The organism is Ramlibacter sp. WS9 (genome assembly GCF_003797765.1).
Taxonomy (GTDB): Bacteria; Pseudomonadota; Gammaproteobacteria; order Burkholderiales; family Burkholderiaceae_C; genus Ramlibacter.
Window position 1 is genome coordinate 1 of the sequence record NZ_RKMB01000043.1, and the last position, 12,780, is coordinate 12,780.

Annotated in this window: 12 protein-coding genes and 1 pseudogene; all 13 read left to right on the forward strand. The window is 66.5% G+C overall.

Features of this window, described 5'->3' with window-relative positions; genetic code table 11:
* Positions 1 to 249: pseudogene (locus EEB15_RS31095) on the forward strand (23S rRNA pseudouridylate synthase B); the annotation flags it as partial.
* Positions 250 to 366: 117 nt separating this feature from the next.
* Positions 367 to 792, forward strand: coding sequence for a nucleoside-diphosphate kinase (ndk, locus tag EEB15_RS31100; RefSeq protein WP_141513870.1), 426 nt, complete (start codon positions 367 to 369; stop codon positions 790 to 792).
* Positions 793 to 808: 16 nt separating this feature from the next.
* The gene (rlmN, locus tag EEB15_RS31105; RefSeq protein WP_141513871.1) at positions 809 to 2,044 is read left to right on the forward strand and encodes a 23S rRNA (adenine(2503)-C(2))-methyltransferase RlmN; all 1,236 of its coding nucleotides are present in this window, start codon (positions 809 to 811) and stop codon (positions 2,042 to 2,044) included.
* A complete protein-coding gene (pilW, locus tag EEB15_RS31110; RefSeq protein ID WP_141513872.1) occupies positions 2,041 to 2,868 on the forward strand; it encodes a type IV pilus biogenesis/stability protein PilW in 828 nt (275 codons plus the stop codon). Before rlmN ends, pilW begins: the two co-directional genes overlap by 4 nt.
* Entirely contained in the window at positions 2,861 to 3,859 is a 999-nt protein-coding gene (locus EEB15_RS31115) for a RodZ domain-containing protein (RefSeq protein WP_141513873.1), read from the forward strand. The genes pilW and EEB15_RS31115 overlap by 8 nt, the downstream gene beginning before the upstream one ends.
* A 2-nt stretch (positions 3,860 to 3,861) precedes the next feature.
* A complete protein-coding gene (ispG, locus tag EEB15_RS31120; protein ID WP_141513874.1) occupies positions 3,862 to 5,133 on the forward strand; it encodes a flavodoxin-dependent (E)-4-hydroxy-3-methylbut-2-enyl-diphosphate synthase in 1,272 nt (423 codons plus the stop codon).
* A 13-nt stretch (positions 5,134 to 5,146) separates the two neighbouring features.
* Positions 5,147 to 6,478: a histidine--tRNA ligase gene (hisS, locus tag EEB15_RS31125; RefSeq protein WP_141513875.1), complete on the forward strand. Its 1,332-nt coding sequence runs from the start codon at positions 5,147 to 5,149 to the stop codon at positions 6,476 to 6,478.
* A 70-nt stretch (positions 6,479 to 6,548) separates the two neighbouring features.
* On the forward strand, positions 6,549 to 7,241 hold the full coding sequence (locus EEB15_RS31130; protein ID WP_141513876.1) for a tetratricopeptide repeat protein: 693 nt from the start codon (positions 6,549 to 6,551) through the stop codon (positions 7,239 to 7,241).
* Positions 7,238 to 8,401, forward strand: a complete 1,164-nt coding sequence (bamB, locus tag EEB15_RS31135) for an outer membrane protein assembly factor BamB (RefSeq protein ID WP_141513877.1) — start codon at positions 7,238 to 7,240, stop codon at positions 8,399 to 8,401. The genes EEB15_RS31130 and bamB overlap by 4 nt, the downstream gene beginning before the upstream one ends.
* 18 nt (positions 8,402 to 8,419) lie before the next feature.
* Positions 8,420 to 9,757, forward strand: coding sequence for a ribosome biogenesis GTPase Der (gene der / locus EEB15_RS31140; protein ID WP_141513878.1), 1,338 nt, complete (start codon positions 8,420 to 8,422; stop codon positions 9,755 to 9,757).
* Positions 9,758 to 9,917: 160 nt separating this feature from the next.
* Entirely contained in the window at positions 9,918 to 10,166 is a 249-nt protein-coding gene (gene hfq, locus EEB15_RS31145; protein ID WP_141513879.1) for an RNA chaperone Hfq, read from the forward strand.
* 25 nt (positions 10,167 to 10,191) lie between these two features.
* Positions 10,192 to 11,391 carry a GTPase HflX gene (hflX, locus tag EEB15_RS31150; protein WP_141513880.1) on the forward strand — a complete coding sequence of 400 codons (1,200 nt, stop codon included), beginning with the start codon at positions 10,192 to 10,194 and terminating at the stop codon, positions 11,389 to 11,391.
* A gap of 41 nt (positions 11,392 to 11,432) precedes the next feature.
* Positions 11,433 to 12,770 (forward strand): FtsH protease activity modulator HflK, encoded by a 1,338-nt coding sequence (gene hflK, locus EEB15_RS31155; protein WP_141513881.1) that lies wholly within the window; start codon positions 11,433 to 11,435, stop codon positions 12,768 to 12,770.
* The last annotated feature ends 10 nt before the right edge of the window (positions 12,771 to 12,780 follow it).

Genomic DNA, 12,780 nt, shown 5'->3' on the forward strand with positions numbered 1-12,780 from the left:
GGCCAGCAGCGGCGCAAGGGCCGGGACGACCGCGGAGATCGCGGAGGAGATCGCGGCGACCGGCAGGGCAGCGGGGCGGCCCAGCCTGATCCCATGAAGACGTCTTTCGGCTACATCGGCGCCGACAGCTTTACCCGGCAGCGGCAAGGCCCCGGCGGCCAGCGCCGTGGCGGCGGGGGTGGCAGTGGCGGCGGCGGTGGTGGTGGCGGCTCCGGCGGCGGCCAGCGCCGCGGCGGCCGCGGCCGTTAAAGGCGCTCCACCCAACCTTGCGGGGCATCTGTCATCCGCACGCAGTAAAATCGCAGGCTTTGCCGAACTTTTGCCGTTCGGCGAGACCTTAACAACTCCAGCTCAGGAAGAACTTCAATGGCTATCGAACGCACTCTCTCCATCATCAAGCCCGACGCAGTCGCCAAGAACGTCATCGGCCAGATCTACGCCCGCTTCGAGGCCGCCGGCCTGAAGGTCATCGCCGCTCGCATGGCCCACCTGTCGCGCCGCGAAGCCGAGCAGTTCTATGCCGTGCACAAGGAGCGTCCCTTCTTCAAGGACCTGGTCGAGTTCATGATCTCCGGCCCGGTGATGATTCAGTGCCTGGAAGGCGAAGGCGCGATCCTCAAGAACCGCGACCTGATGGGCGCCACGGATCCGAAGAAGGCCGCCGCCGGCACCATCCGCGCTGACTTCGCCGACAGCATTGACGCCAATGCGGTGCACGGCTCCGACGCCGCCGAGACCGCCGCGGTCGAAATCGGTTTCTTCTTCCCCGGCATGAACGTCTACTCGCGTTAAGCGAGTCACCCATGCGATGACAGCCAACCTTCTCGACTACGACCTCGAAGGGTTGGCCGCGTTCTGCGAACGTCTGGGCGAAAAGCGCTTCCGCGCCACGCAGCTGTTTCGCTGGATCCACCAGCGCGGCGCCCGGGAGTTCGACCAGATGAGCGATCTGGCGAAGTCGCTGCGCGAAAAACTCAAGACGGGCGCCCGCATCGAGGGGCTCTCCGTCATCTCCCAGCACGAGTCCACCGACGGCACCATCAAGTGGCTGTTCGACGTGGGCGCGGGTGACGCGGTCGAGGCGGTGTTTATTCCGGAGTACGGCGACGACGGGCCGCCCCTAGGCGCCGTACTGCCCCCTCGGGGGGCGGCCGCCGCAGGCGGCCGGGGGCGCACAGTACTTGATCGCGGCACGCTGTGCGTGTCGTCGCAGGCCGGCTGCGCCGTCGGCTGCCGCTTCTGCTCCACCGGCCACCAGGGTTTCTCCCGCAACCTCACCACCGGCGAAATCGTCGCCCAGCTCTGGTTCGCCGAGCACTTCCTGCGGACCCACCTGAAGCGCGACGAGCGCGTCATCTCCAATGTCGTGATGATGGGCATGGGCGAGCCGCTGCAGAACTACTCGGCGCTGGTGCCCGCCTTGCGTGTGATGCTGGACGACCACGGCTATGGCCTGTCGCGCCGGCGTGTCACCGTTTCGACGTCGGGCGTCGTGCCGATGATCGACCGTCTCGGCGAAGATTGCCCTGTGGCGCTCGCCGTGTCGCTTCATGCGCCCGTCGACGACCTGCGCGACAACCTCGTGCCGTTGAACAAGAAGTACCCGCTGGCCGAACTGTTGGATGCGTGCAACCGTTACCTCGCACATGCACCGCGCGACTTCATCACCTTCGAGTACTGCATGCTCGATGGGGTGAACGACCAGCCCGAACACGCGCGCCAGCTCGTGGAACTGCTGCGCACGCATGGCGGCCAGGGTGTCTCCTGCAAGATCAACCTCATTCCCTTCAACCCGTTCCCGCAGTCCGGCCTGACGCGTTCCCCCCACAAGCAGGTGCTGGCATTCGCGAAAATCGTGAGCGATGCTGGTATCGTCACCACTGTGCGCAAAACCAGAGGCGACGACATCGACGCCGCTTGCGGCCAGCTCGCGGGTGACGTGAAAGATCGCACCCGCGTCGACGAGCGCATCGCACGGCAGCGTACCGTGATGCTCAAACAGGTACCGGCAAACGGGGCCGCAGAAGGAGACATGAAATCATGAGACCGACCGTCACACCGTCGTGGGACGCGGGGAGGGCCATCGCCTGGTCCTGGCTGGCCGGCACGCTGCTGGCCCTGGGCGGGTGCGCTACAACGCCGCCCGGCGACGTGGGTTCGTCCCGCGACATCGTCACCGAATCCGACGAGCCCGAAGCGCGCAGGCGCGCCCGCATCCGCATGGAACTGGCCGTGGGCTATTTCGAGCAGGGCCAGACCAACGTGGCGCTGGATGAGCTGAAGCAGGTCATCGCGGCCGACCCCACTTTCCCCGATGCCTACAACCTGCGCGGGCTGATCTACATGCGCCTGAACGACATGCGCCAGGCCGAGGACAGCTTCAAGCGCGCCGTGTCGCTCAACCCGCGCGACGGCAACGTGCAGCACAACTACGGCTGGATGCTGTGCCAGCAATCCCGCTACGACGAATCGCTGCGCGCGTTCGATGCGGCGATGGCCAACCCGACGTACGCAGGCCGCGCCAAGACGCTCATGGCCCAGGGCGTGTGCGAAGCGCGTGCCGGCCGCTTCGAGCAGGCCGAGCGCAGCCTGGCCCGCGCCTACGAACTGGATGCCGGCAACCCCATCACCGGCTTCAACCTGGCCAACCTCCTGTTCCGGCGCGGCGACTTCACGCGTGCCCAGTTCTACATCCGCCGCCTCAACAACAGCGAGCTGGCGAACGCCGAAACGCTGTGGCTGGGTGTGAAGGTGGAGCGCCGCCTGGGCGACCAGGTGGCGATGCGTCAACTGGGCGAGCAGCTGAAGAAGCGCTTCCCCCAATCCCGCGAGGTCACTGCGTACGAACGAGGGGCCTTCGATGAGTGAGCGTTGGGACGAAGAAGCCGCCGCGGTGCAGCAGCCTGCTCCCGACGGCGTGACGGCCGGTACCCTGTTGCGGCGCGCGCGGGAAGCGGCGGGCCTGCACGTCGCGGCTTTGGCGGTGTCGCTCAAGGTGCCGGTCAAGAAACTCGAAGCGCTGGAAGACGACCGCTGGGATCTGTTGCCCGACATGGTGTTCGTGCGCGCGCTGGCTTTCAGCGTGTGCCGCACGCTCAAGATCGACCCGCAGCCCATCATCGAGCGGCTGCCGCAGATGGTCATGCCGCGGCTGGTGCGCGCCAGCGACGGCATCAACACACCGTTTCGCGCGCCCAGCGACGGCGCGCCGCCGACCTGGTTCGACCAGTTGACCAAGCCGGTGTACCTGGCGGTGTTTGCGCTGCTGCTCGGCGCGCTCGTGCTGATCCTGCTGCCGCGTACGCAGCAGGAAAAAGAGGGTAACCAGGTCACCACCGCCAGCAGCCAGGCCGCGGCTGTCAACGGCGAAGTGGTGAGTGCTCCTCAGCCGTTCGTGATTCCTGCACCCGCGCCGGCTTCGAGCCCGGCCGCGATGCCGCCATCGGGCGCTTCGACGGCCCTGACGACGGCTGCCGTGGCGCCAATGGCGGTACCCGTAGCGGCATCGGTTCCAGCCAAGGCAGCATCCGGAGCCGCCGCCGCAGCGAGTGCGCCCGCTGTGAAGGCATCCGCGCCCGCCACCGCGACCCCGGCCGCGGCGATTTCGCCATCCGCCGCCGCCAGCGGCATCGTGGTATTCCGCGCCAAGGGAACGTCGTGGGTCGAGGTGACGGACGCCAAGGGCGTGGTGGCCATGCGCAAGGAATTGCGGGCTGGCGAGGCGGCGGGTGTGTCCGGCATCTTGCCGTTGCAAGTCACCATTGGCCGGGTCGACCAGACCGATGTCCAGGTGCGCGGCAAGGCATTCGACCTGCGGCCTGTGTCCAAAGACAACGTGGCCCGCTTCACCGTCAAATGATCATGGAACCCTGCCTCCCGATCGAACCCGCCGCCCCCAAAGCCCGCGACACGCGCCAGGCGCGCGCGGTATGGGGTTCGCGCGTCGTCACCATCGGCGGCGATGCGCCGGTGCGCATCCAGTCGATGACCAATACCGACACCGTGGACGCGATCGGCACGGCCATCCAGGTCAAGGAACTGGCCATCGCCGGCTCCGAGCTGGTGCGCATCACGGTCAACACGCCCGAGGCGGCGCAGCAGGTGCCGTACATCCGCGAGCAGCTCGACCGCATGGGCATCGACGTGCCGCTGATCGGCGACTTCCACTACAACGGCCACCGGCTGCTGACCGACTATCCCGACTGCGCGCAGGCGCTGTCCAAGTACCGCATCAACCCCGGCAACGTAGGCAAGGGCGACAAGCGCGACAGGCAGTTCGGCCAGATGATCGAAGCGGCCATGAAGTGGAGCAAGGTCGTGCGGATCGGCGTCAACTGGGGCAGCCTCGACCAGGAACTGCTCGCCCACCTGATGGACGTGAACAGCGCGCGCGCCGAGCCTTGGGAAGCCAAGTCGGTGATGTACGAGGCGTTGATCACGTCGGCCGTCGAATCTGCCCATCGCGCCGTCGAAATGGGCATGGACGCGAACCAGATCATCCTGTCGTGCAAGGTCAGCGGCGTGCAGGATCTGATCTCCGTGTACCGTGAGCTCGCCAAGCGCTGCGACTACGCGCTCCATCTGGGCCTGACTGAAGCCGGCATGGGCACCAAGGGCACGGTAGCTTCCAGCGTCGCGTTGGGCATCCTGCTGCAGGAAGGCATCGGCGACACGATTCGCGTTTCGCTCACGCCGCAGCCCGGCGAGGCGCGCACGCAAGAGGTGGTGATCGCCTCGGAAATCATCCAGGGCCTGGGCCTGCGCAGCTTCGTGCCGAGCGTCACTGCCTGCCCCGGCTGCGGCCGCACCACCAGCACCACCTTCCAGGAACTGGCCAAGCAGATCGACGACTACCTGCGAGCGCAGATGCCGGTCTGGCGCGCCAAGTACCCGGGCGTCGAGAAGATGAAGGTGGCCGTGATGGGCTGCATCGTCAACGGCCCCGGCGAAAGCAAGCACGCCGACATCGGTATCAGCCTGCCCGGCACCGGCGAGGCACCGGCCGCGCCGGTCTTCATCGACGGCCACAAAGCGCTGACCTTGCGCGGCGACAACATCGCCAACGAGTTCCACCAGATCGTCGAAAACTACATCGAAAAGCGGTTCGGCACCCCGGTCGCCGAACACGCCTGACCCCAAGAAGAACATGGCTGAGAAACTGAGTGCCGGAAAAACTGGCAGCTTGACTGCGGTCAAGGGCATGAACGACATATTGCCGGCCAGCGTACCGCGCAAGGAAGTGCTGCCGCGTTCGGCGACCTGGCAATGGTTCGACGACGTGGTGCGCCGCGTCATGGCGCGTTACGGCTACCAGTACATCGTCACGCCGGTGGTCGAGCCGACGGCGCTCTTCGTGCGCGGCCTCGGCGAGGTGACGGACATCGTCGAAAAGGAGATGTACTCCTTCACCGACTCGATGAATGGCGACAAGCTGACGCTGCGTCCGGAGGCCACAGCGGGCATCGTGCGCGCGGTCGTCGAACACAACGCCCTGTACAACGGCCCGCTGCGCATCTGGACGGCCGGGCCGATGTTCCGGCACGAGCGGCCGCAAAAGGGCCGCTACCGCCAGTTCCACCAGCTGGACGTGGAAGCGCTCGGCTTCGCCGGTCCCGACGTGGACGCCGAATTGATCCTCATGGGGCGCGCTCTCTGGCGCGAACTCGGCCTGTCCGAGGGTACGCACTACCGGCTGGAAATCAACACGCTGGGCGAGCCGGCTGAGCGGCGCGCCCACCGCACTGCCTTGATCGAGCACTTCGAGAAACACCAGGACGTGCTGGATACCGAGGCGAAGAACCGCCTGCATTCGAACCCGCTGCGCATCCTCGACACGAAGAACCCGGCGATGCAGCAGATGGTCGAGGCCGCGCCCAAGCTGATCGACTTCCTGGGCGAGGAGTCGCGCGCCCATTTCGACGCGCTGCGCAAGCTTCTGGACGCGGCTGGGCAACCGTATCGCATCAACCCGCGACTGGTGCGCGGTATGGACTACTACAACCGCACGGTGTTCGAGTGGACGACGGACCATCTGGGTTCCCAGGGCACCATCTGCGGCGGCGGGCGCTACGACGGCCTGATCGAGCAGATGGGCGGGAAGAGCGCACCAGCGATCGGCTTCGGCCTCGGCATCGAGCGCCTGTTGCTGCTGGTGCAGGAGCTGGACCTTCCGGGCCCGGACTTCGCGCCGGCGGCTTATTGCGTGCTGGCATCGGACGATGCGCTGCCCCAGGCCCTGCCGGTGATCGAAGCCCTGCGTGCAAGCGGGCTCGACGTGGTGATGCATTCCGGCGTCGGCTCGTTCAAGAACCAGCTCAAGAAGGCGGACGGAAGCGGCGCGCGCTACGCGCTGATTTTCGGTGCTGACGAACTGGCGCAGGGCATGGTCACGGTCAAGTCGCTTCGTGACGGCGCGGGCGCGCAAGTGCAGCGCCCGCTGGCGGAAGCGGCCAGCTGGGCGGCGGCGCTCAAGGCCTAGGCAAGGTCCGCGGGCGAGCAGCAACGCCGCCTCACTACAATCGCAGGCTCCTGGCAGGACAACATAAACAATGGCAAAACATCTCGACCTCGAAGAACAGGAGCAGCTTGACGAGCTCAAGCACTTCTGGAACGAGTACGGCAACCTCATCACGTGGGTGGTCATCGCCGTCTTCGGCGGAATCGCCGCGTGGAACGGCTGGCAATACTGGCAGCGCACGCAGAGCGTTCAGGCTTCGGCCATGTACGAGGAAGTCGAGCGCGCCGCGCAAGCCGGCGACATCGCCCGGGTCGAGCGCGCCTTCGCCGACGTGAAGGAGAAGTTCGGCGGCACCGCCTACGCGCAGCAGGCCGGCTTGGTGACGGCCAAGACGCTCGTCGACAAGGGCAACACCGACGGCGCCAAGGCCGCGCTCACCTGGGTGGCGGAAAAAGCTTCCGATGAGGGCTATCAGGCACTCGCGCGACTGCGGCTGGCCGCAATCCTGCTCGAGGCCAAGTCCTACGACGAGGCGCAGAAGCAGCTGTCGGGCGAGATGCCCAAGGAATTCGAAGGCTTGGCCGCCGACCGCCGCGGCGACATCTACGTCGCCCAAGGCAAGAAGACGGAAGCCAAGGCCGAATACAGCAAGGCCTACAAGGCCCTCGACGAGCGCACCGATTACCGGCGCCTGGTCGAAGTGAAGCTCAGCGCGCTGGGCGTGGATCCGCAAACGCTCGCGGCGCCGGCCGCAACGGCCGCTTCGGGAGGCGCCAAACCATGATCAGCACCGCATCACGCACTCTAATCGTCCTGGGCCTTGCCGCCGCGCTCGGCGGCTGTTCCCTGTTCCCGGGCATGTCGATGCCTTCGTTCTTCGGTGGCGGCGGGGCCGAGAAGCCCAAGCCTGTCGAACTGCCGCCGAGCCCGAACCTAGTGGCGGTGCGTCCGGCCTGGACGGCCCGTGTGGGCGAAGTGGCATTGCCGCTGACGGTGAACACCGCCGGCGGCGCAGTCACCGTGGCGTCCAGCGACGGCACCGTCGCCGTGATCGACGCGGCCACGGGCCGCGACGTGTGGCGCGCCAGCGCCGGTGGGCCCATCGCCGCCGGGGCCGGCAGCGACGGCAAGCTGGTTGCCGTGGTCACTCGTTCCAACGAACTCGTCGCGCTGTCCGCCGGCAAGGAAGCATGGCGCCAGAAGCTGGCCGCCGGTGGCTACACCGCGCCCTTCGTGGCCGGCGGCCGCGTCTTCGTGCTGACGGCCGACCGCGCCGTTTCCGCTTTCGACGGCCAGACCGGCCGCAAGCTCTGGACCCAGCAGCGCCCCGGTGAGGCGCTGGTGCTGCGCCATGCGGGTGTCATGCTGGCGGTGGGCGATACGCTCGTCGCCGGCCTGTCGGGCCGTCTTGTGGGCCTGAACCCGGCCAACGGCAGCATTCGCTGGGAGGCCCCGTTGGCCTCGCCGCGCGGCATCAACGACGTCGAACGCCTGGTCGACCTGGTGGGCAGTGTCAGCCGCGTCGACAACACCGTCTGCGCGCGTGCGTTCCAGGCCAATGTCGGCTGTGTGGATGCCAGCCGCGGCGCCTTGCTCTGGACCAAGCCGGCCAACGGTTTCCAGGGCGTGCATGGCGACGACAAGCTGGTGTACGGTACGGAAGCCGACGGCAAGCTGGTGGCATGGAAGCGCGAGAACGGCGACCGTGCATGGGTCAGCGACCGCCTGCAATACCGCGAACTGTCCGCGCCGCTGTTGCTCGGGCGCTCGGTTGTCATCGGCGACAGCAATGGCAATGTCCACATGCTGTCGCGCGAAGACGGCACGCTGCTGAACCGCCTGACGACGGATGGTTCCGCCATCGCGTCCGCGCCGGTTGCGGCGGGCAACACCCTCGTCGTCGTAACCCGGAGCGGTGGTATCTACGGCTTCGTTCCCCAATAACATTTCAAGGGCGGCCCTGTGAAACCCGTATTGGCCCTGGTGGGCCGCCCCAACGTCGGTAAATCGACGCTGTTCAACCGGCTGACGAAGTCGCGTGACGCGATCGTGGCCGACTTCGCCGGCCTGACGCGCGATCGCCACTACGGCAACGCGAAGCACGGCAAGCACGACTTCATCGTCATCGACACCGGCGGCTTCGAGCCCACGGCCGAGAGCGGCATCTACATGGAGATGGCCAAGCAGACGCGGCAGGCGGTCGCCGAGGCCGACGTTGTGGTCTTCGTGGTCGATGCGCGCGGCGGCCTGTCTGCGCAGGACTACGACATCGCGAAGTACCTGCGCAAGCTGGGCAAGCCGACGGTCCTGTGCGCCAACAAGGCCGAGGGCATGACCGAAGGCGTGCAGCTGACCGAGTTCTATGAGCTCGGCCTCGGCGAAGTGCACCCGGTTTCCGCGGCGCACGGCCAGGGCATCCGCAGCCTGGTCGAGGTCGCTTTCGAACCGCTCAACCTCCCGGATGAGGAAGAGGAGGGCGAAGAGCAGGACATCGGCGTCATCAAGCTGGCCGTGGCCGGGCGTCCCAATGCCGGCAAGTCGACGCTCATCAACACCTGGCTGGGCGAAGAGCGATTGGTCGCCTTCGACATGCCCGGAACCACGCGCGACGCGATCACGATTCCGTTCGAGCGCGGCGGGCAGAAGTTCGAACTCATCGACACCGCCGGCCTGCGCAAGAAGGGCAAGGTTTTCGAGGCGATCGAGAAATTCTCGGTGGTGAAGACCTTGCAGGCGATCGAGTCGGCCAACGTCGTCCTGCTGCTGCTCGACGCGACGCAGGGCATCACCGACCAGGACGCCCACATCGCCGGGTACATCCTCGAGAGCGGCCGTGCGGTGGTCCTTGCCGTCAACAAATGGGACGCGGTGGACTCGTACCAGCGCGAGCAGTTGCAGCGGCAGATCGAGACCCGCTTGGCATTCCTCAAGTTCGCGCCGCTGCATTTCATTTCAGCCATCAAGCGGCAGGGCCTGGGGCCGGTGTGGACAGCCATCGCGGCGGCCCATCGCTCGGCGATGATCAAGATGCCGACGCCCATCCTCACCCGGCTCTTGCTGGAGGCGGTGCAGTTCCAGTCGCCCCAGCGCGCCGGCATGTTCCGGCCCAAGCTGCGCTACGCGCACCAGGGCGGAATGAACCCGCCGGTGATCGTGGTGCACGGCAATTCGCTCGAGCACGTGACCGAGTCCTACAAGCGCTTCCTGGAAGGGCGCTTCCGCCAGGAATTCAAGCTGGTGGGCACACCGCTGCGCATCGAAATGAAGACCGCGCGCAACCCCTACGCCGACAAGGAATAGTGCTTCCTGCCGCACCTGTTTTTTTAGGTGGGCGCCCTTGTGGAACGGGAATCCACACCCAGCTGAGCTGGAATCGTCCTTCGCCTACTTGCACGGCTGGTTTGCTGTGGTAAGGTGCAGTTTCCAACAACATTTCCGATCGCGGAACACGGAGAATATCGTGAGCAACAAAGGGCAGCTTCTACAAGACCCATTCCTCAACACCTTGCGTCGCGAGCATGTGCCGGTGTCGATTTACCTCGTCAACGGCATCAAGCTGCAAGGCCAGATTGAGTCTTTCGACCAGTACGTCGTGTTGCTGCGCAACACGGTGACCCAGATGGTCTACAAACACGCGATCTCCACCATCGTGCCCGGCCGCGCCGTGAACTTCTCCACGGCCGAGAGCACCGAAGCCGGCGCGGCTTGAAAGCCACGCGCCAGGCGCCTGGCCCTTGAGTCTTCCCACCTCGCCCGCACGCCCAGCCGCTCCTGCCATCCTGGTGGGAGTCGATCTGGGGCTGCCGCATTTCGATGGCGACCTTGCCGAGCTCGGCCTGCTCGCGGAGACGGCCGGCCTCACGCCGGTCGCGCGCGTCGCGTGCAAACGCAAGGCGCCTGATGCCGCGCTCTTCATCGGCAAGGGCAAGGCCGACGAGATCAAGGCGCTCGCCGCCGAGACGGGCGCGACAGAAGTCCTGTTCGACCAGTCCTTGAGTCCGGCGCAGCAGCGCAATCTCGAGCGGCACCTGGAACTGCCGGTCAACGATCGCACTTTGCTCATCCTGGAAATCTTCGCCCAGCGCGCCCGCAGCCATGAGGGCAAGTTGCAGGTCGAACTGGCGCGGCTGCAGTACGTGAGCACGCGGCTGGTTCGCCGCTGGTCCCACCTGGAGCGCCAGACCGGCGGTGCGGGTGTGCGCGGCGGCCCGGGTGAAAAGCAGATCGAGCTGGACCGCCGGATGATCGGCGACGCCATCAAGCGCACGCGCGAGCGGCTGGAGAAGGTCAAGAAGCAGCGCAAGACCCAGCGCCGCCAACGCGAGCGCCGCGACAGCTTCAACATCTCCCTGGTCGGCTACACCAACGCCGGCAAGTCCACGCTGTTCAATGCGCTGGTCAAGGCGCGCGCCTATGCGGCTGACCAGCTGTTCGCCACCCTGGACACCACCACCCGCCAGCTCTACCTGGCGCCGGCCGAGGGCAGCGAAGAGGCCACTGGCCGCACGGTTTCGCTGTCGGACACCGTGGGGTTCATCCGCGATCTGCCCCACGGCCTGATCGACGCTTTCCAGGCCACGCTGCAGGAAGCCGTCGATGCCGATCTCCTGTTGCACGTGGTGGATGCGGCCAACCCGGATCACCCGGAGCAGATTGCCGAGGTGCAGCGCGTGCTGCACGAAATCGGCGCCGGCGACGTTCCGCAGGTGCTGGTCTTCAACAAGATCGACGCCCTGGATCCCGCGCAACGCCCGCGCCAGCTCGTCGACGTCTTCGAGCTCGAAGGCACCCAGGTGCCGCGCCTGTTCGTCAGCAGCCGCGGGGGGGATGGTATTCCTGCATTGCGTCGCCATCTGGTGGAAGAATTGAGCCAGCGCAACAGGGAAGCCCAGGTCCTGCTGCATATCCCTGAAGTCCACGATACGCCCATCTGATTGGGCACAATGCTGCAACTAAGAAACGAGACCCAAGCGCAATGAACCTTCACATACCCCGCCTTCCATGGGCGGAGCTGAAAGGCCGGATCAGGGGCATGTTCAACCTGAACGATCCGCGCTGGGGGCGCGGCGGCGACGACAAGCAGGCCGAGAACAACAAGCCCGAGCCGAACAAGCCCGAGGGCAACGGCCGTGGCCCCAACCAGGGCCCGCCGGACCTGGACGAGCTCTGGCGCGACTTCAATCGCAAGCTCGGCGGCCTCTTCGGCGGCAAGGGCCGCCGGCCGGACAACAACGGTGGCGGGTTCGGCGGCGGCGGCAACTTTCAACCCGACATGAAGAGCGCCGGCATCGGCGCCGGGCTGGTGGCCGCCGTGGTCGTGCTGATCTGGCTGGGCACCGGCTTTTTCATCGTTCAGGAAGGCCAGCAGGCCGTCATCACGCAGTTCGGCCGCTACAAGGCGACGGTTGGTGCGGGCTTCAACTGGCGCCTGCCGTACCCCATCCAGCGCCACGAGCTGGTGTTCGTCACCCAGATCCGATCAGTGGACGTAGGGCGCGACAACGTGATCAAGGCCACGGGCCTGCGCGAATCGGCCATGCTGACCGAAGACGAGAACATCGTCGAAATCAAGTTCGCCGTGCAATACCGCCTGTCGGACGCACGTGCCTACCTGTTCGAAAGCAAGAACCCGCAGGACGCCGTGGTGCAGGCGGCTGAAACCGCTGTGCGCGAGGTGGTGGGCAAGATGAAGATGGACTCGGCGCTGGCCGAGGAGCGTGACCAGATCGCAACCCGCGTGCGCACCCTCATGCAAACCATCCTGGACCGCTACAAGGTCGGCATCGAGGTGGTCGGCATCAACCTGCAGCAAGGCGGCGTGCGGCCCCCCGAACAGGTGCAGGCGGCCTTCGACGACGTGCTCAAGGCCGGCCAGGAACGCGAACGCGCCAAGAACGACGCCCAGGCCTACGCCAACGACGTGATCCCCCGGGCCGTCGGTGCCGCGTCGCGGCTGCAGCAGGAAGCCGAGGCCTACAAGTCCAGGGTCGTGGCACAGGCGCAGGGTGATGCGCAGCGCTTCAAGTCGGTGCTGACGGAATACCAACGCGCCCCGCAGGTCACGCGCGACCGCATGTACACCGACGCCATGCAGCAGATCTACACCAGCGTGACCAAGGTGATGGTCGAATCCCGCCAGGGTTCGCTCATGTACTTGCCGCTCGACAAGATCATGCAGCAGGTGGCCCAGGGCGGCGCCGCCGAGCAGGCCGCGCCGGCCGCGGGCGTGCCGGTGCCGGCGCCGGCTTCGCCGGGCGTCACCGATCCGCGCACGCGGGACAACTCGCGCACACGCGAGCGTGAAACGCGCTGAGCCCCGGAGA

Coding starts and splice junctions, on each gene's coding strand:
- ndk (WP_141513870.1), top strand. CDS start 367: ATGGCTATCGAACGCACTCTCTCCATCATCAAGCCCGACGCAGTCGCC.
- rlmN (WP_141513871.1), top strand. CDS start 809: ATGACAGCCAACCTTCTCGACTACGACCTCGAAGGGTTGGCCGCGTTC.
- pilW (WP_141513872.1), top strand. CDS start 2,041: ATGAGACCGACCGTCACACCGTCGTGGGACGCGGGGAGGGCCATCGCC.
- EEB15_RS31115 (WP_141513873.1), top strand. CDS start 2,861: ATGAGTGAGCGTTGGGACGAAGAAGCCGCCGCGGTGCAGCAGCCTGCT.
- ispG (WP_141513874.1), top strand. CDS start 3,862: ATGGAACCCTGCCTCCCGATCGAACCCGCCGCCCCCAAAGCCCGCGAC.
- hisS (WP_141513875.1), top strand. CDS start 5,147: ATGGCTGAGAAACTGAGTGCCGGAAAAACTGGCAGCTTGACTGCGGTC.
- EEB15_RS31130 (WP_141513876.1), top strand. CDS start 6,549: ATGGCAAAACATCTCGACCTCGAAGAACAGGAGCAGCTTGACGAGCTC.
- bamB (WP_141513877.1), top strand. CDS start 7,238: ATGATCAGCACCGCATCACGCACTCTAATCGTCCTGGGCCTTGCCGCC.
- hflK (WP_141513881.1), top strand. CDS start 11,433: ATGAACCTTCACATACCCCGCCTTCCATGGGCGGAGCTGAAAGGCCGG.